Source organism: Microbispora sp. NPDC049125 (assembly GCF_040802045.1).
Classification (GTDB): domain Bacteria; phylum Actinomycetota; class Actinomycetes; order Streptosporangiales; family Streptosporangiaceae; genus Microbispora.
This window is the reverse complement of the sequence record NZ_JBEZDW010000026.1, coordinates 105,604-126,454: the sequence shown is the minus strand read 5'-3', so window position 1 is coordinate 126,454 and position 20,851 is coordinate 105,604. Positions and strand designations below refer to the sequence as shown.

Annotated in this window: 22 protein-coding genes; 12 read left to right on the top strand and 10 right to left on the bottom strand. The window is 71.7% G+C overall.

Annotation, left to right across the window (positions count from 1 at the left end):
• Positions 1–360: 360 nt before the first annotated feature.
• A complete protein-coding gene (locus tag AB0B72_RS27105) occupies positions 361–636 on the bottom strand; it encodes a 4a-hydroxytetrahydrobiopterin dehydratase (RefSeq protein ID WP_367741802.1) in 276 nt (91 codons plus the stop codon).
• Between the two features lie 62 nt (positions 637–698).
• On the opposite strand from AB0B72_RS27105, the gene AB0B72_RS27100 reads away from it, so the two are divergent.
• Entirely contained in the window at positions 699–1,487 is a 789-nt protein-coding gene (locus AB0B72_RS27100) for a class II aldolase/adducin family protein (RefSeq protein WP_367741800.1), read from the top strand.
• 33 nt (positions 1,488–1,520) lie between these two features.
• Here the strand turns inward: AB0B72_RS27100 and AB0B72_RS27095 are convergent, their stop codons facing one another.
• Complete coding sequence (locus AB0B72_RS27095) at positions 1,521–3,095, bottom strand: DUF885 domain-containing protein (RefSeq protein WP_367741799.1); 1,575 nt, start codon at positions 3,093–3,095, stop codon at positions 1,521–1,523.
• 56 nt (positions 3,096–3,151) lie between these two features.
• Between AB0B72_RS27095 and AB0B72_RS27090 the strand changes: the two genes are divergently transcribed.
• A complete protein-coding gene (locus AB0B72_RS27090; protein ID WP_367741798.1) occupies positions 3,152–4,378 on the top strand; it encodes a DUF4032 domain-containing protein in 1,227 nt (408 codons plus the stop codon).
• Here AB0B72_RS27090 and AB0B72_RS27085 read toward each other — a convergent pair.
• Positions 4,347–4,865: a DUF523 domain-containing protein gene (locus AB0B72_RS27085; protein ID WP_367741796.1), complete on the bottom strand. Its 519-nt coding sequence runs from the start codon at positions 4,863–4,865 to the stop codon at positions 4,347–4,349. The two genes, AB0B72_RS27090 and AB0B72_RS27085, sit on opposite strands and share 32 nt — an antisense overlap.
• Positions 4,866–5,161: 296 nt before the next feature.
• Here AB0B72_RS27085 and AB0B72_RS27080 point away from each other — a divergent pair, with 296 nt between their 5' ends.
• From AB0B72_RS27080 to AB0B72_RS27055, 6 genes are all read left to right on the top strand, one after another.
• Complete coding sequence (locus AB0B72_RS27080) at positions 5,162–5,533, top strand: roadblock/LC7 domain-containing protein (RefSeq protein WP_367741795.1); 372 nt, start codon at positions 5,162–5,164, stop codon at positions 5,531–5,533.
• A gap of 3 nt (positions 5,534–5,536) precedes the next feature.
• Positions 5,537–6,397, top strand: coding sequence for a DUF4388 domain-containing protein (locus tag AB0B72_RS27075; RefSeq protein ID WP_367741794.1), 861 nt, complete (start codon positions 5,537–5,539; stop codon positions 6,395–6,397).
• Between the two features lie 44 nt (positions 6,398–6,441).
• Positions 6,442–6,843: a roadblock/LC7 domain-containing protein gene (locus AB0B72_RS27070; protein WP_367741793.1), complete on the top strand. Its 402-nt coding sequence runs from the start codon at positions 6,442–6,444 to the stop codon at positions 6,841–6,843.
• Positions 6,844–6,854: 11 nt separating this feature from the next.
• Positions 6,855–7,226 (top strand): hypothetical protein, encoded by a 372-nt coding sequence (locus tag AB0B72_RS27065; protein ID WP_367741792.1) that lies wholly within the window; start codon positions 6,855–6,857, stop codon positions 7,224–7,226.
• A gap of 114 nt (positions 7,227–7,340) precedes the next feature.
• The gene (locus AB0B72_RS27060; protein WP_367741791.1) at positions 7,341–8,759 is read left to right on the top strand and encodes an MFS transporter; all 1,419 of its coding nucleotides are present in this window, start codon (positions 7,341–7,343) and stop codon (positions 8,757–8,759) included.
• Positions 8,749–9,309: a MarR family winged helix-turn-helix transcriptional regulator gene (locus tag AB0B72_RS27055; protein ID WP_367741789.1), complete on the top strand. Its 561-nt coding sequence runs from the start codon at positions 8,749–8,751 to the stop codon at positions 9,307–9,309. Before AB0B72_RS27060 ends, AB0B72_RS27055 begins: the two co-directional genes overlap by 11 nt.
• Here AB0B72_RS27055 and AB0B72_RS27050 read toward each other — a convergent pair.
• The 5 genes from AB0B72_RS27050 to AB0B72_RS27030 all read right to left on the bottom strand — a co-directional run bounded on the left by AB0B72_RS27050 (position 9,297) and on the right by AB0B72_RS27030 (position 12,899).
• Positions 9,297–10,328 carry an ABC transporter ATP-binding protein gene (locus AB0B72_RS27050; RefSeq protein ID WP_367741788.1) on the bottom strand — a complete coding sequence of 344 codons (1,032 nt, stop codon included), beginning with the start codon at positions 10,326–10,328 and terminating at the stop codon, positions 9,297–9,299. The genes AB0B72_RS27055 and AB0B72_RS27050 overlap by 13 nt on opposite strands.
• 37 nt (positions 10,329–10,365) lie before the next feature.
• Positions 10,366–11,091, bottom strand: coding sequence for a molybdate ABC transporter permease subunit (modB, locus tag AB0B72_RS27045; protein WP_367741810.1), 726 nt, complete (start codon positions 11,089–11,091; stop codon positions 10,366–10,368).
• A 59-nt stretch (positions 11,092–11,150) separates the two neighbouring features.
• On the bottom strand, positions 11,151–11,858 hold the full coding sequence (modA, locus tag AB0B72_RS27040) for a molybdate ABC transporter substrate-binding protein (RefSeq protein ID WP_367741808.1): 708 nt from the start codon (positions 11,856–11,858) through the stop codon (positions 11,151–11,153).
• A gap of 133 nt (positions 11,859–11,991) precedes the next feature.
• On the bottom strand, positions 11,992–12,381 hold the full coding sequence (locus tag AB0B72_RS27035) for a molybdopterin-binding protein (RefSeq protein ID WP_367741786.1): 390 nt from the start codon (positions 12,379–12,381) through the stop codon (positions 11,992–11,994).
• Between the two features lie 89 nt (positions 12,382–12,470).
• Positions 12,471–12,899, bottom strand: coding sequence for a hypothetical protein (locus AB0B72_RS27030; protein ID WP_367741785.1), 429 nt, complete (start codon positions 12,897–12,899; stop codon positions 12,471–12,473).
• Between the two features lie 214 nt (positions 12,900–13,113).
• On the opposite strand from AB0B72_RS27030, the gene AB0B72_RS27025 reads away from it, so the two are divergent.
• Positions 13,114–13,635, top strand: coding sequence for a Dps family protein (locus AB0B72_RS27025; protein ID WP_367741807.1), 522 nt, complete (start codon positions 13,114–13,116; stop codon positions 13,633–13,635).
• Positions 13,636–13,949: 314 nt separating this feature from the next.
• Positions 13,950–15,020, top strand: a complete 1,071-nt coding sequence (locus AB0B72_RS27020; RefSeq protein ID WP_367741784.1) for a questin oxidase family protein — start codon at positions 13,950–13,952, stop codon at positions 15,018–15,020.
• 56 nt (positions 15,021–15,076) lie between these two features.
• Here AB0B72_RS27020 and AB0B72_RS27015 read toward each other — a convergent pair whose 3' ends face one another.
• Together AB0B72_RS27015 and AB0B72_RS27010 are read right to left on the bottom strand one after the other, a co-directional pair.
• Positions 15,077–16,045, bottom strand: a complete 969-nt coding sequence (locus tag AB0B72_RS27015; RefSeq protein WP_367741782.1) for a CapA family protein — start codon at positions 16,043–16,045, stop codon at positions 15,077–15,079.
• Positions 16,046–16,107: 62 nt separating this feature from the next.
• Entirely contained in the window at positions 16,108–18,123 is a 2,016-nt protein-coding gene (locus AB0B72_RS27010) for a phosphocholine-specific phospholipase C (protein WP_367741779.1), read from the bottom strand.
• 228 nt (positions 18,124–18,351) lie between these two features.
• On the opposite strand from AB0B72_RS27010, the gene AB0B72_RS27005 reads away from it, so the two are divergent.
• Together AB0B72_RS27005 and AB0B72_RS27000 are read left to right on the top strand one after the other, a co-directional pair.
• A complete protein-coding gene (locus AB0B72_RS27005) occupies positions 18,352–18,789 on the top strand; it encodes an SRPBCC family protein (protein ID WP_367741776.1) in 438 nt (145 codons plus the stop codon).
• Positions 18,790–19,200: 411 nt separating this feature from the next.
• Complete coding sequence (locus AB0B72_RS27000; protein ID WP_367741774.1) at positions 19,201–20,706, top strand: RICIN domain-containing protein; 1,506 nt, start codon at positions 19,201–19,203, stop codon at positions 20,704–20,706.
• The last annotated feature ends 145 nt before the right edge of the window (positions 20,707–20,851 follow it).

Here is a 20,851-nt window from a genome sequence, read left to right as displayed (position 1 = left end):
GCGAAGATGCAGACGGAGCTGACACGGCGGGCACCCCCTGACCGGCAACGAAAGCGACAGACTGCCTCCCGATCGCCCGGACCGGGAACCCCTCACGCAGACTCAGCTACTCATCACACGGCGCATGGCCCACAACGGCCCGCCAACTAAGCTCACCTGTAACGGCTACCCCAACACTATATCGAACACATGATCGATGCAACCTCCGCTAGCGACCACCACATCCAGACAACCCGAGCACCTGATTCATGAGTGCCGCTCAAGTCGGGATCGTTGACTGGTGACCAATGGCCGCATGGTCACAAGACGCGTTCACCATGTCGCCGCGCGAGCGCGCTGGACATGGCCAGTCGCAGCGTCTCACTCTGCCGCGTGCGACCGTGCCTGGTGGTCGGCGACGATGGCGTCGATCCGGGCGGCCAGCTTGTAGTCGAGGTCGGTCAACCCGCCGGCGTCATGGGTGGTGAGCGCCAGATGAAGGGTTCGCCACCGGATGTCGATGTCGGGATGGTGGTTCAGCGCCTCGGCCTGCTCGGCCACGTCGTTCACGATCGCGATGGCCGTACGGAAGTCGGGGGCGACGACGGTCCTGCGGATGGTGTCTCCGTCACGCCGCCACTCGGAAGCCTCGTACATGTCCCCAGGACATCACGAATCACTCCACGCGGCCAATCGGCCCGATTGTGTAGATTCACCGCGTGGACGAGCTGCGGCGGGAACTTTGCGAGTACGGCAGGCGGGCGGTGTCCCTGGGCCTGGTCATCGGCACATCCGGCAACCTGAGCGTCCGGCACGGGGACCTGGTCGCGGTCACTCCCTCAGGCGTGGCCCTCGACCGGCTGCGGCCGGAGGACTGCCCCGTCCTTGATCTCGACGGCCGGGTGGTGGAGGACGCGGCCGCCGTCAGGGACGCCTCCCAAGCCCGTGACGGCCACACCGAACAAGCCCATGACAGCCACACCGACCATGTCCGTGACGGCGACACCCCACAAGCCCACGGCACCCCACAAGCCCGTGGCGCTGGACATCCCGGTGGCAGCGCCGATACGGCCGGTGCCCGCGGCGGGCGCAAGCCGTCGTCGGAGACGCCGATGCACCTGGCCCTGTACGCCGCCACCGGCGCGCGCGCCATCGTCCACACCCACTCGGTCTTCGCGACCGTGGTGGCCTCCACCATGACCGAGCTGCCGCCGATCCACTACAACGCCCTGCTCCTCGGCGGCACGGTCCGGGTCGCCCCGTACGCGACGTACGGAACCCCCGAGCTGGCGGCCAACGTCGTCGAGGCGCTGGCCGGCGGGCAGGCGGCGCTGATGGCCAATCACGGCGGCGTGACGATCGGCGGCTCGCTGGAGCAGGCGTTCGAGGCGACGCGCCTGCTGGAGTGGCTCTGCGAGGTCTACGTCCGCGCGCTGGGCGTGGGCCGGCCCGCGGTCCTCACCGACGACCAGCTCGCCGCCGTGGTGGAGCGCGCCTTCAGCGGATGAGGCTCGCCCGTACGCAGCCTCCTGACGCGGCGCTCAGCGGATGACGGCCTTGCGGGCGAGGCCCAGCGGCAGCCCGCCGGAGCCGGCGATCGTGTCGTTGAACGTCCGCAGGTCCCCCGTCCACTCCTCCCGGATCCGCTCGATCTCCAGCGCGCCGGTGAGGTACGAGGGCGCCTGGGTCGGCCAGGCGCAGTAGCGGCTGACCTCTCCCGCGGCCGTGCCCGGCGACAGCGACGCCTTGGTGGCCATGTACGTCTCGGCCTCCTCGATCGTCATGTCGCCGCAGTGCAGCGCCGTGTCGACGACGATCCTCGCGGCCCTCCAGATGCGGCAGTCCAGGTGGGCCAGCTCGGTACGCGGGGTGTCGAAGTACCCCTGCTCGTACATGAGCCTCTCGACGTACAGGGCCCAGCCCTCGGTGAAGTACGGCGTGCGGAAGATCTGGCGCGCCCTTCGCGGATTGCCGGCCATCCAGGACAGGTGCCAGTGGTGGCCGGGGTAGGCCTCGTGGACGGCGATCGACGGCATCTGGGCGCGGGAGTTGGTGCGCAGCCGCTGGCGCACCTGCTCCTCGGTGAACCCGTCGGGGGTGTAGGGCACGAAGAACGCACCGGTACGCGAGGGGCTGAGCGGCGGCGGGGCCAGGTAGTGCGCCACGGCGATGATCGGCCGCTGGAACTCGGCCGACGGCAGCACCCGGCACACCTCCCCGTCCGGGAAGGTCACCAGCTCCCGCTCCTTGACGAACTCGCGCGCCCGCAGGGTCTCCGCCTCGTACTCGGCCCGCATGTCCTCCAGCGTCGGCGGATGGTCGTCCATCACCGACTCCATGACGGCCCGCCAGTCGCCGGAGCCGAGGCGGCCGGCGACCTCCCGCATCCGGGCGTCGAGCTCCGCCCAGGCCTGCCGGCCCTTCTCGTGCAGCTCGGCGGCGCCGTACCCCAGCATCTCCCTGTCGACCAGCAGCTCCGAGTAGAGCTTCTCGCCCATCCGCCACGTGCCGGCCGCGGTGAAGCCCTCAAGGAATCGGACGAACTCGTCGAAAGCCACGGCCGCCGGCTCGGCTGCCGAGGCCAGCCGTGCCCTCAGGTCAGGGTCGAGGACCTCGGCGGGCAGCGTCCGGGTCAGGAAGTGCCGTGCCGTACGGGCCTGGCCGAGGCCGCGGGTGACGAGCAGCTCGGCGGCGAGATCCGGATCCAGGTTCGCGCGGCACGCGGCGAGCACGGCGGGCACGTCGGCGAGCCGCGCCACCGCCGCGTCGACCAGCTCGGCCTCCGGCTTCAGACGCTGCTGGAACGGCGCGAACATCGAGCCGAAGATCGCACCCAGATAGGTGGACGGGTCGCGCCGCCAGTCCGGCCACCGGGCCGAGGCGACCCATCCGCGCAGATGCGAGACGACCAGGTCGCGGTCGATCTCGTCGTCGAGCGAATCCGGGCGCTCCTCCGAGAGCCGCAGCGACCACTGCTCCGCCGCCCGATCCCGGTCGAGGAAGGCGGCCTCGCTGAAATCGCCCAGCGTACGGTCGAAGCCGTCGGCCCCGAGAAGGGCCGCTCTCACCGGATGCGCGGCCAGGTACCAGTCGAGGAAGTCGTCCACCAGCGTCATAGCGCCCGACTCTATCCGGGACACTAGGTTCGGTAACCCTCAAAATAGGAGTAACCGTGCCCTTGCAGATGATCGGCGCGCCCAGCGACCCGGATCTGATCCGGCTGCCGTGGGACATCCCCCTCGAGGAGTGGCCCGTCCATCACCTGGTGACCCTTCCCCGCGGCATATCGCGGCACGTCGTGCGCTTCGCCCGGCTGTCCGGCCGGGTCTACGCGATCAAGGAGATCAGCGCCCGGTACGCCAAGCGGGAGTACCGGCTGCTGTGGGACCTCGCGCGCCTCGACGCCCCTTCGGTCGAGCCGGTCGCCGTGGTGACCGGGCGCACCGCGCAGGACGGCTCCGAGCTCGACTCCGCCCTGATCACCCGGCATCTCCAGTTCTCCCTGCCGTACCGGGCGGTGCTGTCGGGCTCGGTCCGGCCGGACACGCTGACCCGCCTGCTCGACGCCCTCGCCGTCCTGCTCGTACGGCTCCACCTGAACGGGTTCTACTGGGGCGACTGCTCGCTGTCGAACACGCTGTTCCGCCGGGACGCGGGCGCCTTCGCCGCCTATCTGGTGGACGCCGAGACCGGGGAGCTGCACCCCGCGATCAGCGAGGGGCAGCGGGCCCACGACATCGACGTGGCGCACATCAACATTTATGGCGAAATGCTGGACCTGGAGGCCGGCGGCCTCCTCCACCCCACGATCGACCCGCTGGCCTTCTCCGAGCAGCTCGTGGAGCGCTACCACCGGCTCTGGGACGAACTGACCCAGGACGAGATCATCGAGGAGGTCGACTGGCACCGGGTGGACCAGCGGGTGCGCCGGCTCAACTCGCTCGGCTTCGACGTGGCGGAGATGATGATCCGCCGCAAGGCCGGCACCTCCCGGATCATCGTGCGGCCGAAGGTCGTGGACGCCGGGCACCACCAGCGCCGCCTGCTGCGGCTGACCGGCCTGGACGTGGAGGAGAACCAGGCCAGGCGGCTGCTCAACGACCTCGACTCGTTCCGCGTGTCGAACGGCCTGCGGCACGAGGACGAGGCGATAGTGGCCCACCGCTGGCTCGCCGAGGTGTTCAACTCCGTGGTGAGCGCCATCCCCGCCGAGATGCGGCGCAAGCTGGAGCCGGCTCAGCTCTTCCACGAGGTGCTCGACCACCGGTGGTACATGTCGGAGGCGGCGGGCAAGGACGTCGGGCTCAAGGCCGCCGTGCGGTCCTACGTCGACACCGTCCTGGTGCACAAGCCCGACGAGAAGGCGGTCATCGTGACCGCCGACCCGCTCTCTCCCTGACCAGCGCGTCCAGGTGGGCCGCCGCCTCGGCGATCCGGTCCTCCCCGAAGACGCGTACGCCGTTCAGCTCCAGCAGGGCCGCCGTGACCCCCCGACCGGGGACGGCGCGGCCGCTGAAGGTGCCGTCGTGGACGCGCAGGGAGCCGCAGGACGGGCTGCCCTCCTTGAGGATCGCCAGCCGCGCGCCGGAGGAGGTGGCGGCGGCGAGGGCCTGCCGCGCGCCGGACAGGAAGGCCCAGGTCACGTCACTCCCGTCCGGCGTCAGCACGCGGGCCTCGCCCGACAGGACGGCCGCACCGCCCGCCCCGCCCTCGATCTCCGCGGGCGGGCGCGGCACGGGCAGCCCGCCCTCCACCTCGGGGCAGAACGGCACCAGCCGCCCCTCCGCCCGCCAGGCGGCCAGCAGCTCGTCGCCGCTGGTCTTCGCCCCGCCGTCGAAGCGCACACGACTGCCGAGCAGGCACGCGCTGACCAGGATCCGCTCCACGCCTCCCATTCTGTACGGCACGCCGTACGGCGGGGCACCGCGCCCGCCCGCCTGTGGACAACGCCGGAACGCACGCGACCGGACCGCCCCCGCTCACACGCCACCACGTCGTCCCGGCCGATTCGCCCACCCCGAAATGAATAAGTTTCGCGAAATGACGATTACCATTCCCGGAGGAACAATCCTTATTCCGCCTGACTAATACCTGTATACCTCCCCTTTCACATTCAGACGGAAGCGTCCACCTGCTCCTCTAATGTGGGCCGGGCAGATCGGCCGACGACGAGGAGTTACGGGTGATCGGGATAGAGGACTGCCTTTCCGAGGCCATGTCGATCCCGGGCGCGCTCGGTGCGATTCTCGTGGATCACACCAGCGGCATGGCCGTGGCGGAGAAAGGGATGCCCGACCCGGCCAGATCGGCGGCCGGGCTCAGCGAGGCCTTCCGCGCCACGATCGACGGCGTCGCCGTGTCCTCGCCGGAGGGGTCGTTCCGCGTCGAGGACCTCATCATCACCACGGACACGAGCTACCACCTCATCCGTCCCATGGAGATGATGTTCGACGGGCCGCTGCTCGTCTGCCTCCGCCTCGACCGGGAACGTGCGAACCTGGCGCTGGCCCGGCGACGGCTGCTCACCATCACCGACCAGCTGGTCGCCTCCTGAGCCATGGCCGCATCGACCCTCGACACCGCCCTGCCCGCCCTCGCCGCGGACGGCACGACCGGCGCCCTCCGCGCGGGCAAGGAGGGCACCGTCTACCTCTCACAGGGCCGCGTGTCATACGTGGAGTGCGCCGCCACCCTGAGCGTCGAAGAGTTGCTGGCCGCCTCCGGCAGGATCAGCGCCACCGGCCTGCGCACCGTACGGCAGGCCGCCGGCCCGGACGAGCACGGCGGGGACATCCTGGTGCGCCAGGGGGTCCTCAGCCGGGGCGAGCTGCAGTTCTGCGTGCTCGGTGCGACCCTCGACGCGGCGTACTTCCTGCTCCAGGCACGGCCCGCCAGGACGCGGTTCAAGGAGGGCGAGGAGCACTGGCTCGGCGCGCACTGGTTCTTCGACGTCCCGGGCCTGCTGCGGGAGTGCGCGCGCCGGCGGTCGCGGCTGGAACGGGCATGGCCGTCGGCGGAGCTCGACGGGCGGCCGGTGACGCCGGTCAGCCACATCGGCGCCGCGCGGGCGGTGCTGACCCCCCTCCAGTGGGAGCTGATGCGCACCGCCGACTGCACCGCCACCCCCGCCGAGCTGGCCCGCCGACTCGGACGCCCCGCCTACTCCACCCTGCTCGCCGTACGGGAGCTTGCGGCCGCGGGGCTGCTCGACACGGGACAGACGGCGGCTCCCGCGCTCCCGAAGCGGACGCCGCCCGGCGGCCGGTCCCAGCCGGGCCGCGGCGCGGGAACGGGAAAGGAGCCGGCGAGCCCCCCTCAGGCCGAGGGGCGGCATGCCTCGGGCCCTCTCGCCGTGAACGCGGACGCGACCGACGTGAACCTGCTCATCAGGCTGCGTGACGCGCTCGAGGCGCTGTAGTGATCATGCGCACATGGCTCAGACGAGCCAGGAAGGGTGTTCCGATGGATCTGCGCCGCGACGTCCAGGAAGAGCTCGTCCTGCTGCGCGGCCGCGCACCCGAGATCACCGGGGCGCTCGTCTGCACGGTGGACGGCATGCTCGTCACCTCTGACCTGGACACCACGGACCTGGTCGCCGGCACCGAGCAGACCACCGAGCAGACGGCGGCGCTCACGTCCGCGCTGCTGTCGCTGAGCCGCCGGATGGCCGGCCTCGCCCGTATCGGCCGGCTGGAGGAGACCCTGATCTCCGCCACTCTCGGTCACACCGCGTCCTACGCCGCGGGGCCCACGCTCGTCCTCACCGTTCTCGCGGGCCCTGGGGCCAACCTCGGCCTGCTCCGGATCGAGGGACGCAAGACGGCGGCCACACTCGCCGCCATCGTCGAACGCGCCAACGAATAGGAGAAGACCACATGGCGAACATGGACATCTCGCTGAAGGAGATGCTGTCCATCGACGGAGCGGTGGGCGCCGCCGTCGTCGACTACGGCAGCGGCATGGCGCTGGGCACCCTTGGCGGCTCGAAGGAGCTGGACCTCCAGGTGGCCGCGGCCGGCAACACGGAGGTCGTCAAGGCCAAGCTGCGGGCCATGGACGCGCTCAAGATCGAAGAGGCCATCGAGGACATCCTCATCACGCTGCAGAGCCAGTACCACATCATCCGGCCGCTGACCGGCCGCGGCGGCAAGGGCCTGTTCCTCTACCTCGCCCTCGAACGGAGCCGGGCCAACCTCGCGATGGCACGCCACCAGCTCCGGACCATCGAGGACAGGCTGGAGGTCTGAGCACGCCGCCGGGAGGCCGCCGGGGACGGCCTCCCACCCGGTGACCGGCCCGTGAGCTGCCCACTCTGGGCGCACCTGTACTGTTGTGTTAGCACAACTAATGAGGTGTCGCCTATGAGCCGCCGAAGGCGGATACTCGTCCTCCTGATCTGCTGCATGAGCCTGCTGATCGTCGCGCTGGACAACACGATCGTGAACGTGGCTCTCCCCTCGCTCGGCCACGAGCTGCACGCGCAGGTGTCCGGCCTGCAGTGGACGATCGACGCCTACACGCTCACGCTGGCCAGCTTCCTGATGCTCTCCGGGTCCACGGCCGACCGGATCGGGCGGCGGCGGACGTTCCAGACCGGCCTCGTCGCCTTCACCGCCGGGTCGCTGCTGTGCAGCGTCGCCCCGAGCCTGGGGTGGCTGGTCGTCTTCCGCGTGGTCCAGGCGCTCGGCGGCTCGATGCTGAACCCGGTCGCCATGTCGATCATCACGAACACCTTCACCGACCGCAGGGAGCGCGCCCAGGCCATCGGCGTGTGGGGCGGCGTCGTCGGAATCAGCATGGCGCTCGGGCCCGTCGTCGGCGGCCTCCTCACGGACACGGTCGGCTGGCGGGCCATCTTCTGGATCAACGTGCCGATCGGGCTGGCCGCGCTGGCACTGACGTGGCTGTTCGTCCCGGAGTCCAAGGCGGCCAAGGCGCGCCGCGCGGACCCCGTCGGCCAGCTCCTGGTCATCGTCCTGCTGGCGTCGCTGACGTACGGGATCATCGAGGGGCCCGGCGCGGGCTGGGCCGTCAGCGGGCCCTGCTTCGCCGTCGCCGCGATCGCGCTGGCCGCGCTCGTCGCGTACGAGTTGCGGCGGGAGGAGCCCCTCCTGGACATCCGGTTCTTCCGGAGCGCGCCCTTCTCGGGAGCGGCGGCGATCGCGATCTGCGGCTTCGCCGCGCTGGGATCCTTCCTCTTCCTGAACACCCTCTACCTCCAGAGCAACCGCGGCCTGTCCGCGCTCGACGCGGGGCTCTGCACGCTGCCGGTCGCGCTGATGACGCTGATCTTCGGCCCCCTGTCGGGCCGCCTGGTGGGCCTTCGCGGGCCCAGGACGTCCCTGCTCGTGGCGGGCGCGTGCCTCACCGTAGGGGGCGTCCTGCTCACCCGGATGACGCTGACCACTCCCCTGCCGCTGGTGCTGAGCATCTACGTGATCTTCGGTCTCGGCTTCGGGATGGTGAACCCGCCGATCACGAACACGGCCGTGTCCGGGATGCCGCTCGCCCAGGCCGGGGTGGCCGCCGCCGTCGCCTCCACCAGCCGCCAGATCGGCCAGTCGCTCGGCGTGGCCATCGCCGGAGCGGTCGTCGCCGGGACCGCGCACGGCGCCGCCTTCGTGAGCGCGGCGCGGGCCGGCTGGTGGATCACCGCGGCCTACGGCCTGCTGGTGCTGTCGCTCGCCGTCGCCACGACCGGCCGCTGGGCCGCCGGTACGGCGGAGCGGACGGCGGCCCGCCTCAGACCTCTGGAGGCGGTGGGCACCCGTGACGGATGAACGCGTCGCCGATCACGGGGGCGGCGGCGCCGCGGCCCCCCGTGACGACGCCACGGGCCGAGGGCCCGGCGGCGGCGCCACGCCTGCGGCGGCCGGCGACCAGGGGCCTCGTGAAGATGCCGGGGGCGTGGCCGAGCGCATCTGGCGGGGCGTCCGGGCGCTGGTCGTCGACGACAACGACCGCCGTAAGGAGGTGTCGGCGGCCCTCGGCCTGAGCTTCGTCCGGGTCAAGGCGCTGATCGTCGTCGCCGGCGGCCCCGTGACGCTGCGCACGCTCGCCGACCGGCTCGTGACCGACGCCCCCTACACCAGCGTGGTCGTCGCCGACCTTGAACGGCGCGGCCTGGTGGAGCGGGCGGCGCACCTGGGCGACCGCCGGGTGAAGGTCGTCACGATCACCCCGGAGGGCGCGGCGGCGGCCGGGCGGGCCGAGCGCCTGCTCAACCGCCCGCCGGCTTCCCTTCTGGCCCTCGACCCGGCCGACCTGGCCTGCCTGGACCGCATCGTCACCGCGGTCCGGCGCGGCGCCTCCCCGGATCAGGCCGGATAGGCGTGGGTCTCGGTGGCCTTGACGGCGACCCAGACCTCCTGAGCGGGCAGCAGGCCGAGGTCCGCGACCGCTGCGGCCGTCACGTCGGCGGAGACGCTCAGCGGGCCGTCGAGGCTCACCCGGAACTGGTCGCCGTGCCGCTCGACGCCCGCGATCGTCGCCGCCCATGTGTTGCGCGGCGTCCCGTCGGGACGTGTCCGGAACAGCGCCACCGCCGAGGGCGGGAACGCGACGAACACCGGCCCTGACAGCTCCTCGGCCGCGCTCAGCGTGAGAGCCCCGGCGATCGTCACCCGGTGCCCGGCCGCCACCCCGCGATAGAGGTTGAGGCCCACCAGGCGGGCGACGTAGTCCGTACGGGGCTGACGGGCCACCTCGGCGGGCGACCCCTGCTGCACGATCGCACCGTTCTCGACGACCACCAGGCGGTCGGCCAGCACCATCGCGTCCAGCGGGTCGTGGGTGACGAGGACGGTCGCGCCGCCGAAGTCCTCCAGGTGGCGGCGGAGCCCCGCCCGGACCTCCAGGCGCGTGTGCGCGTCGAGCGCCGCCAGCGGCTCGTCCAGAAGCAGCAGGCGCGGCCGTACGGCGAGGGCCCGCGCGAGCGCCACCCGCTGCGCCTGGCCGCCGGACAGCTCCCTCGGCCGGGCGTGCAGATGCGCGCCCAGGCCGACGCGTTCGAGCCAGTCCCGGGCCTGATCACGCGCCCGCGCCTTGGGCGTTCCCTGGCAGCGCGGCCCGAACGCCACGTTGTCGAGGGCCGACAGGTGGGGGAAGAGCAGGTAGTCCTGGAAGACCATGCCGACGGAGCGCCGCTCGGCCGGGTGCTCGTGGATCGCCTCGCCGTCCAGGACGATCTCGCCGCGCGAGAGCCGTACGAGACCGGCGAGCGCGCGCAGCGCGGTCGTCTTGCCCGCGCCGTTGGGGCCGAGCAGCGCGACGACCTCGCCCGCCGCGGCCTCGATGGAGACGTCGAGCAGGAACCCGTCGCGCTCGACGACCAGACGCGCGCTCAGCACCGCGGCCACCCGGCCCCCGTCATCCGCCGATCACCCGTCACGCCCTGATCCAGCGGTCGCGGAGCGCGGCGAGGACGGCGACGCAGACGGCGAGCAGCACGAGGCTGAGGACGATGGCGGCGTCGGGATCGTTCTCCAGAGCCAGGTAGACGGCCAGCGGCATCGTCTGCGTGGTGCCGGGGAAGTTCCCCGCGAAGGTGATCGTCGCGCCGAACTCGCCGAGGGCCCGCGCCCAGCACAGCACGGCTCCCGCCGTGACCCCCGGCGCGACGAGGGGCAGGGTGACCCTGCGGAACACCGTCCAGCGGGAGGCCCCGAGGGTGGCGGCGGCCTCCTCGTACCGGAGGTCGGCGGCGCGGAGCGTGCCCTCCACGCTGATCACCAGGAACGGCATGGCGACGAACGCCTCGGCGACGACGACCCCCGCGGTCGTGAACGGCAGGGAGAAGACGCCGGCGAACCATCGGCCGGCCAGACCGTTGCGCCCGAACACGAGCAGCAGCGCGACTCCGCCGACGACCGGCGGCAGCACCAGCGGCACCGTCACCAGCGCCCGCACGAGCCCCCTGCCCGGGAAGGCGGCCCTGGCGAGCAGCCAGGCCAGCGGCACACCGAGCACGAGGCACAACGCCGTCGCCGCCGTCGCCGTGAGCAGGGAGAGGCGCAGCGCCTCGACCACCCGGGGCTCGGCCAGCCGGACGAGCAGCGTCGGCCAGGGCGCGCGGACCAGCAGCCCGGCGAGCGGCAGCACGAGGAACGCCATCCCGGCCACCGCCGGGACGGCCAGCCCCCACGGCGTCCGGCCTCTCACGACCACGGCGCTCAGACCGGGGTGAATCCCGCACCGGACAGGACCCTGCGGCCCTCGTCGGACAGGACGAGGTCGATGAACTCCCTCGAAAGGGCGTACTGCCGGGTCTTCGGCACGGTGGCGATGGGATAGTCGTTGATCGCCTTGCCGGCCTCGGGGAACTCGATGCCCTCGACCGCGCCCGCCGCCGCCTTGACGTCCGTACGGTAGACCAGCGCGGCGTCGACCTCGCCGAGCCGCACCTTGGTCAGCGTGGCCTTCACGTCCTGCTCCAGCGTGACGGGCTTGACCGTCACCCCACCGGCCGCCAGGGCCTTCACGGCGGCTGCGCCGCACGGCACCTGAGGGGCGCACAACGCCACCTTGAGGGACGGATTCGCGAGGTCCTTGAGGCCGGCCACGTGCCCGGGGTTCCCCTTGGGCACGGCGATCTCCAGCCGGTTGCGCGCGAAGACCCGGGATTTTGGCGCCTTGGACTGCGCCATCGTCGCCGGGCTGGCGGCGGCGAACACGTCGGCCGGCGCGCCCTGCGCGATCTGCTGCGCCAGCGTGGCGCTGCTGCCGAAGTTGAACTTGACCTTCACCCCCGGGTGTGAGGCCTGGAACGCCGTGCCGAGCGCGCCGAACGACTCCGTCAGCGACGCCGCCGCGAAGACGGTCAGCGTCCGCTCGTCCTTGTTCGCGCACCCGGCCGTAGCGAGCACCCCCGCGACGAGCACCGGCGCCACCAGCGCTCCCAGCACGCGCCTACCGAACGACCTCACTCGAAACTCCCCCGCAAGTTCCCCGCCCTCTCCCGCATGTGCGCTCCCGGCTTGCCCGCGCACGCGCTCCCGCCGGACCACGGACATGTCAGGCGACCGGACGCTCGACGACGACGTTCGTCGACTTCACGACGGCGACCGCGACGACGCCGGGCTCCAGGCCCAGGTCGTCGGCGGACTCCCGGCTCATCAGCGACACCACACGGAACGGGCCGGCGGCGATCTCCACCTGGGCCATCACCCCGTCCCTGACCACCTCGGTGACGATGCCGCGCAGGCGGTTGCGGGCCGAGGAGGTCGCGCCGCCCCGCTCGTCGCGGACCGCCTGCGAGCGCGCGAACGCCGCCAGGTCGCGACCGGCCACGATCCGATGGCCGTGATCGTCGCGCTCGGCGGTGAGCCGCCCGGAGTCCACCCATCGCCGCACCGTGTCCGCGCTGACGCCCAGCAGCGCCGCCGCCTCACTGATCCGGAACACGGCACCCACAGTAGAGCTTGCACAAGCAAAGATCAATCCAACGATCGCCTATGAAATGCAATGCTCGACGTCGATGAGCCCTCGCAGGGTCAGTGCGGCGAAGGGCTCTTCACCCGGTGGTCCCTGAGATGAAGATCGCCACCGATCCGCTCCCGCAGGCGGTCGAGCACGGCCCGGGGGGCCAGCGCCGTCCACAGGTTGCCGACGAGGTGCGGGTTGTACTCCGGCGCCTGGTCCATCCAGGCGTCCTTGCCCCGCTGGGTGGCGAAGGTGGTGATGAAGAAGTCGCCGATCGAGGTCCGGCAGTAGCCCTGCCGGAGCTCGGCGGCGTCGATCTGGATCTTCGGCGCGCAGCCGGCCTCGGCGGCGAGTTGCTCGACGGTGAGGGGCGTCCCGGAGGCGGCGGGGAGGGATCCGGGCCCGGCCGGCGCGGCCTGACCGGCCGTGCAGGCGGACAGCAGGGCGAGGGCCGGCACGGCGGCGGCTCCGGCGATCGTGCGCCGTTGCGAAAGTCTCAACACCTCGAAGGTACGCAGCCCCCCGGGCCAATGGTTCAAACCCTCATTAACGTATGCATGCCATTCAGAGAGGGTTTATAGGAGCGGAGCGGACATAACCGCTGTATATGGGCGCGTCACCGGTTCCCACGTGAGGAGAGACGCCTTGGCTGTCAACCCTTCCGCCAGAGTTAAGCCCCGTGAGAGCAGCCAACCCTGGCTGCACCAGAAGAGCATGGAGATCCAGCGGTTCGGGACCGTCAGAGACTTCCCGATCGGGCTGCCGAAGGAGACCCGCGAATACTCCTGCCAGCGGCTCAACCAGATCCTGGCCGACACCCAGATCCTCTACAGCCTCTACAAGAAGCACCACTGGCTCATGCGGGGCCCGACCTTCTACCAGCTCCACCTGCTGCTCGACAAGCACGCGACCGAACAGCTCGAGATCATCGACCCGATCGCCGAGCGGATCCAGACCTTGGGCGGGGTCGCGGTCGGCGACCCGAGACAGGTGGCCGAGATGACCGTGATCCCGCGGCCCCCGGACGGCGTGGAGGAGGTGCCCGCCATGCTGTCCCGCCTCCTGGAGGCACACGAGACGATCCTCGTCGCCTCGCACGACGCCGCGGCCCGGGCCGCCGAGATGGGGGACGACGGGACCAACGACCTGCTCGTCTCCGACGTCATCCGTACGGGTGAGCTGCAGGCGTGGTTCCTCGCCGAGCACCTCGTGGAGACACCGCTGGTCCACGCCTGACCACGACCGTCGTACGGAGCGCGGCGGGCCGGCCGCGTTGAATCTCGGGGTGCGGGGCGTCGAGCGGCCGGCCAGTCGTACGTCCGGCCTCTCGAACAGAGGTGCCGGGTGGACCGTCCCGACATGACGGTCCACCCGGCACTCGCGCGCCGCCGGTCCGTCCCGCGGAGAGAGCACCTTCCGGTGTCGAGCGGAACCCGGTCGAGCCCTTCGGCGAGTCCGCCGAAATCCCGATAACGGATCTTCCGTACGCCCATGTGTGTGAGACGCTGCCCGAGGGCGCGCACAGGGGGCGCGGGATGACGGAGGCTTCCATGGCCATGAACGAGGGCACGACGGGCACCCTCGCCGAGGCGTACGACCGGTTCCGGCGAACAGGGCCGGAGTGGGGCGAGGACCAGCTGACGAACCACGGCCCGATGGCCGCCGAGGTCCTCGTCCGGCGCGGGCGCGCCGACGTGGTGGAGCGCTGGGTCGGCTCCTACATCCGCCGCCTGGACGACCTGCCGGCCGCCGGTGACCCGATCACCGAGGAGAACTGGATGTCGGCGCTCGGCGACGGCCGGCGGATCGGCGACTGGAGCGCCTACTTCGAACGGCAGGTCCGGGAACAGCCGTGGCGGGATGTCGTCGTCACATGGTGGCCGCGCCTGCTCCCGGGGATCGTCGCGGGCACCACCCACGGGGTGATCCGGGTCGGCCACGCGGTGCGCGCCCTCGTCGAGGACGGCGTGGAAGGCCCGGCGGCGCTCACCGAGCTGGCCCACGGCCTGGCGTTCTGGGCGGCACGGGCCCTCCGGGTGCCCGGAGTCCACGACCTGTCGGGCGGGCTGCGCCCGGGTGCCGCCCTGGACGCGGTGGCCCGCATCCCCGACCAGACGGGCAACGTGCGAAGCCGGTTCGGCCAGCTCGCGAAGCTGCCCGAATGGCCGTCCTCGGTCTCCGCCCTGCGGGGGCCGTCCGGTCCTGACGACGTGCGCACGCTGCTCACCGAGCTCGTCACCGCCGCCACGCTGCACTACCTCACCCACGGCCACGCCAGCCCGGTGCTGCTGGTGCACACGGCGACCGCCCCCAACGCCGTGCTGCACACCCTGCCGGTGCTGCCGTACGAGCTGTGGGCGCCGAGCCTGACCGCGATCTGGGCGACCTCCGCCGCGATCGTCTCGGCGTACGCGCCGGCCGAGGCCGCACCGCGCGCCGTGCTGCCGGTCGCGCCGGTCGCCGAGGATCCGGTCGAGGAGGTGCTCGACCGGGCCGTGGCACACGGCGACGAGCACGTCATCAAGTTCACCGACACGGCCGCGGACGTGTACAGGTGGACGGGCGAGCCCGACGCCCTGGCCGCCGCCCTCCGCATCGGCACGCTGATCGGCCGCCCGTGACCATGCCCCGTCTGTGCTCGGTCCCCGTCTCTGCCGGATCCCCCTGAGCGGCCGGCTCAGCGCGTCTCGATGACGAGCTCGCCGTCCTCCTCGGTCACCTCGCATCCGAACCCCCCGCAGGCGGCGCGGAAGCGGTCGCGGATCCAGCGCAGGTCCTCGTCCTGGGCCAGGCGGGTCCTGCCGTACTCGAGCTTGATCGGCACGGCCCGCACGAGCAGGGGCCCCGTCTCGTCGACCCCGACGAGGAAGAGCAGGCCGAGGTCGTTGCGCAGCGTCTCGTCCACGATGTAGTCGTTGATGAAGTCGCCGAGGTCGTAGAGGACGGGCGGGGCGACCCCGTGGAAGACGTGCGCAGAATGCCCCGCCACCAGCGTCGCTCCGGCGGACGTCAGCGCCTGCGCCGCCGCGCGGATGTACGCGCGTGGCCTGTCCACCATGTTCGGGCCCCAGTGCGGCGCCACGAGCACGACGTCGGCACGCTCGCAGAGCTCCTTGACGTTCGCGACGAGCCACGGCGGCACGCCCGACGCGAGATCGGCGTAGGCCACGCCGGGCTGTACGGCGGACGCCGCGAAGTCGGCCGGATGGTCGGTCAGGCCGAGCACCCCCAGGCGCAGGCCGCGTACCAGCATGATCTCCGGTTCGCGGGCCTGGCACTCGTCCGCCCCCGCGCCGACGCTGCGGATCCCCACGCGCCTCAGATGCTCGCGGGTGTCGAGCATCGCGTCCGCGCCGAAATCCATCGCGTGGTTGTTGGCAAGAGTGACGCACCCGACACCCAGCCCGGCCAGCAGCTCAGCCGCCCGCGTCGGGGCCCGGAAGTAGAACGGCTTGCCGGGCACCCGCCACTCGGCGCCGCGATCGGACACGCAGCACTCGAGATTGAGCATGAGGATGTCCGCCTCGTCGATCCGCTCGCGAAGGTCGGGCGAGAAGAAACGGGCCGGGTCGGCCGAGCGGGCGATCATGCCGGCGACTCCCCGCCCCAGCATCGTGTCCCCCGCCAGCGCCAGAGTCAGCGACATCGCATATCACCTACCAGGCTGCACGATCCCCCTACCCCGCCGCGGGCGGCGCGACACGCCGGTCATCCCGTCACGCTCGGCCTCCCGTTCTCGATGTGGCCCATCAGCCGCCGGGCGAAGCCGCCGCCCCCCGCCAGGGCCACCAGGACGTCGTACCAGCCGTCCGGCGCGTGCCAGGGAACCCGCGCCGCGCCGCCGGGCGCCAGCCGCAGGGACCGTGGCGCCCCGCCGTACGCCAGGGGGGTGATCGTCACCTCGACCGGCGATCCGGCGGTGTTCGCGACGGCGATCTCGATGGTCCGCGTCGCCGCGTCGATCGCGCTGGTGACCTCGACGGGGTCACCGGGGCCCCCGCGGAACTCGCGGCGGAAGCCGTTCGGCCCGGTGAGGACCAGGTCGTACGACGGGCAGGGGAAGTAGATCACCTCCCGGGCGCCGCCGAGCACGTCGTAGTGCGACGGCCGGGCCAGCTCGCCCAGGTAGCCGTAAAGGGACAGGTGGGCGCTGGCGCTGCCGGTGTTGCCCATGGAGATCTCGACCGACCGGCCGCGGACCCGGGCCCAGGCGTCCGGCTGGTACGGCAGAGGCCGGGCCGGCCTGACCCCCGGCTCCTGTACGGGCATCCGCTGCTCCTCCGGGGCAGAGGGATACCAGCGGCCGGCGACCGCCGTTCCCGCCGGAGCGGGCGCCACGGAGGCGGCCGGCCCCGGAGCGGAACCGGGCGCGGAGGTGAGGTCCACGACGGAGGCGGAGGTGAAATCGAAGGCCGAGGTGAGGTCGCCCGCCACCGTGCGGCGCCAGCGGCCGATGTCGGGCGCCTTGATGCCCAGCCACGTCTCCAGGAAGCGCACGGTGGAGCTGTGGTCGAAGGTCTGCGAGCAGACGAACCCCCCGGCGCTCCACGGCGACACGACGATCATCGGCACCCGCATCCCCAGCCCCAGCGGGCGGCCGTTGACGAACTCCCCGGCTGTGCCCTCCGGCGGGACGGGCGGCGGGACGTGATCGAAGAAGCCGTCGTTCTCGTCGTAGGTGATGAACACCGCCGTACGCGCCCAGACCTCCGGATGCGACGCGAGAGCGTCGAGCACCTGGTAGACCACCCTTCCGCTCTCGACGGCCGACGACCCCTCCGGATGCTCGGAGTCGGCCAGCGAGGTAACGACGTACGACACCGCCGGAAGGCGGCCGGCCGCCACGTCGGCGGCGAACCACTCCCCCAGGCCACCCGTCCTGGTGCGGCGGAGCGCCCGGTCATAGAGATCGCGGTCGGCCGGTCCGAGCCGTGCCACCCTCTCCTCCAGCTCGGCGAGCAGCGGAGCGGGGTCGTCGGCCACCCGGACCTGCTCGTAGAAGGAGTGCATGCTCGCCAGGCCGAGCTTGGTCATCACGGCCTTGAACGCGGCGAAGAACTCCAGGTTGTTGCACTGGAAGTTGTCCCACTCCTGGTACACCTGCCAGCCGTGGCCCGCCTCACTGAGCAACTCGGGAACGGTCACCCAGTCGTAGCCGGCGTGACCGTCCTCCTCGCAGGCGCCGTTGTCCACGGCCCGCTGCTCCGTCCCCGGCTCATATCCGGTGTATCCGGAGATGTGGTAGTTGCGGTTCGGCGTGGTGGAGCTCAGCATCGAGCAGTGGTAGGCGTCGCAGATCGTGAACGCCTCCGCCAGCTCGTAGTGGAACGGCAGGTCGCGGCGGTCGTAGTAGGCCATGGTGGACGGGCCCTTGTTGGGCACCCAGGCGTCGTTCCACCCCATCGCCCAGGCGTTCTGCGTGCCCAGCCAGGTGTGGTCGTGGGTGTCGACCAGCATCGGGTCGGCCCCCGCGCCGGCGGCGGCCTCCCGGACCGGGAAGGGCAGAACGCCGTCCTGCTCGAAGACGGGGCGCCAGGCGCGGGTGGACACGGCGTTGCGGTCCCCGAAGCCGCGCACTCCCCGCATGCTGCCGAAGTAGTGGTCGAACGAACGGTTCTCCTGCATCAGGAAGACGACGTGCTCGATGTCGGAGAGGGCTCCGGGGGCCACGGGCCGCGCCAGCGCACGCAGCAGGGAAGGGGGCAATGAGGATCCGGCCGGCATGGTCGTCACTCCGCGGAGGCGTCGGGCAATACGCCCAAACCTAACAGCGCCCCCCTCGGTGGCCGGATGGCGCCCACCGGTCCTTCCGGCGACGACCAGGTGAAATGAGCACGATGACGGTCTCGGGCCGGCGGCCGGGAAAGTGAGCCGGGTCGCCGGGGTCACGGCACGGGAGGTACGTTCCCGTCACAGGCGTCCGGAGAGGGCGGCGGAATCGTAGACAGAGACATGAGCCGACTGCTGGTGGCGGTGGACGCGGCGGCGGACCCCGAGCGGGTCTTCGCCGTGCTGACGGACTGGCCGCGGCACCACGAGTGGATGCTGCTCACCCGGGCGTGGGCCGTCAGCGGCTTCGGACATCGCGCGGGTGACCGCCTGGCGGCCTTCACCGGGGTGGGCCCGGTGGGGTTCCTCGACACGATGGAGATCACCGCGTGGGACCCTCCCCACGAGGTCGCGGTCCGGCACACGGGCCGGGTGATCCGGGGCACGGGCCGCTTCCGGGTGCTGCCACGGGCCGCGGGAGCCTCCACGATCGTGTGGGAGGAGGATCTGGACGTCCCCTTCGGCGCCGCCGGGCGGCTGGGGTGGCTGCTGCTCAAGCCCCTGAACCACGCCTTCTTCCGCCGCTCGCTCCGGCGGCTCGCCGCCGTGGCATCAACGTGATCGGCCCGGTCCACCCGGACGGGTAGCGGCGCAAGTCCGCCGCCGCGGGAGGGCGCCACCCCCGCGATGAATGTTTCACGCGCGTCAGCCCCGGCCCCGTGGCTGCCTGATCACGGCCCGGGGCGGCGGCCGGGCCGTACCCGCAGGTGCCCCGTGGATGCCCGGTGGAGACTGGAAAGGAGCCGCGGGCCCGGATCCGCGCAGGCTTCACCACGACTCTTGACCACCCCTCGGCACGTGTCTAGCGTCCCGGATTACGTGCTCAGGGCGTTCATATATGTGTATCGCATCTTGCTATCTGGACTAGCGGGACATGGTGCGCCCCGGCTCGTGAACACCTCCCAGCGGGACCAGGAGTGGCCCTCGCCACCCCCCGGTCAGGGGTCCTGCATGACCCGCAAGGAGCTCGGCTTGAGAACCAGAACCAGAACCGGAGTCAAGGTGATCGGCATCGTCGCAGGGATCGTCGCCCTGGTCGGCGGCGTCTTCAGCGCGGCGCCCGGGGCGGGCGCGTACCAGATCGTGAACGCGGCCGGTGGCCTGTGCCTCACGGTGCCGGGAAGCAGCACGGCGGACGGCGTGCAGCTCACGCAGTCCGGCTGCGACGGCTCGTCCGCCCAGAGGTGGACCCTCGCCGCCCAGGGCGGCGGCTTCCGGCTGACCGCCGGCAACAGCGGCAAGTGCGCGGGCGTCGCCGGCGCCTCGACCTCCGCGGGCAAGGCCGTGGAGCAGGAGTCCTGCACCGGAGCGTCGTCGCAGACGTGGCAGATCACCGCCGGCGGCTCGGCGTACCATGTCGTCAACGTGGGCAGCGCCAAGTGCCTGAACACCAAGGACAACTCGACCGCGCCGGGCGCGCTGGTGCAGCAGAACTCGTGCGACTCGGTCGTGAGCAAGAGCTGGCAGTTCCAGCCCGCCGGTTCCACCCCCACCGGGACGCCCACGGCAACGCCGACACGCACCCCGACGGCCACACCGGCGGCCACGCCGACCAGCAGCCCGACCGGCCCGCCCGCCACCGGGCTGATCGGATGGGCGACGCAGGGCGGCGGCACCAGTGGAGGCGCCGGCGGCTCGACGACCACCGCGACCAGCCTCGCCGCGCTCACGTCCGCCGTCAGCGGCAACGCCGCCAAGACAGTGCAGGTCAACGGCAACTTCACCTGCTCGGACGACGTACGGGTGGGCTCCAACACCACCGTGATCGGCGTCGGGGCGAGCTCCGGGCTCACCGGCTGCGGCCTCAACATGCGCGACGTCAGCAACGTCATCGTGCGCAACATGAAGATCTCGAAGGTCGTGGCGGGCAACGGCAACGGCGACGCGATCCACATGGACGACGCCACGCGGGTGTGGATCGACCACAACGACCTGTCCAGCGACACCACGCACGGCACCGACTACTACGACGGGCTGCTGGACATCACCCACGGCTCCGACTACGTCACCGTGTCCTGGAACAGGCTCCACGACCACGTGAAGTGCTCACTCGTCGGCCACAGCGACGGCAACGCCTCCGAGGACACCGGGCACCTGCGCGTGACCTACCACCACAACGCGTTCCAGACCTGCGCCCAGCGCAACCCGCGGGTGCGCTTCGGCAACCCCGTCCACGTGTTCGACAACTACTACTACAAGGACCCGTCCTCCACCGACTACAGCTACGGCGTCGCCTCCACCTGCGGCGCGGGCGTGCTCGTCGAGGGCAACTACTTCGAGAACATCTCCGAACCCACCCACATAGCTGAGGGTTCGTCGCCGGGCGGCTCGATCGTCGCCCGCAACAACTACTTCGTGAACTCGGGCACGCCGCAGACGGCGGGCAGCGTCGGCTCGATTCCTTACTCGTACACCGTCGACGCGCCCAGCGGCGTGAAGGCGAGCGTCCTCGCGGGGGCGGGCACCGGCAAGATCTAGCGGATCACGCGAGCCCCGGTCAACGGGGTGCGCCCGCCTTCCGGCCGTCGCCGGGAGGCGGGCGCGCTCACGTGGCACGGAAACGGGCCGCGGGGAACCCTGCCGCGGGAACCGGGCCCCAAGAACCAGGCCCCAAGAAACGGGC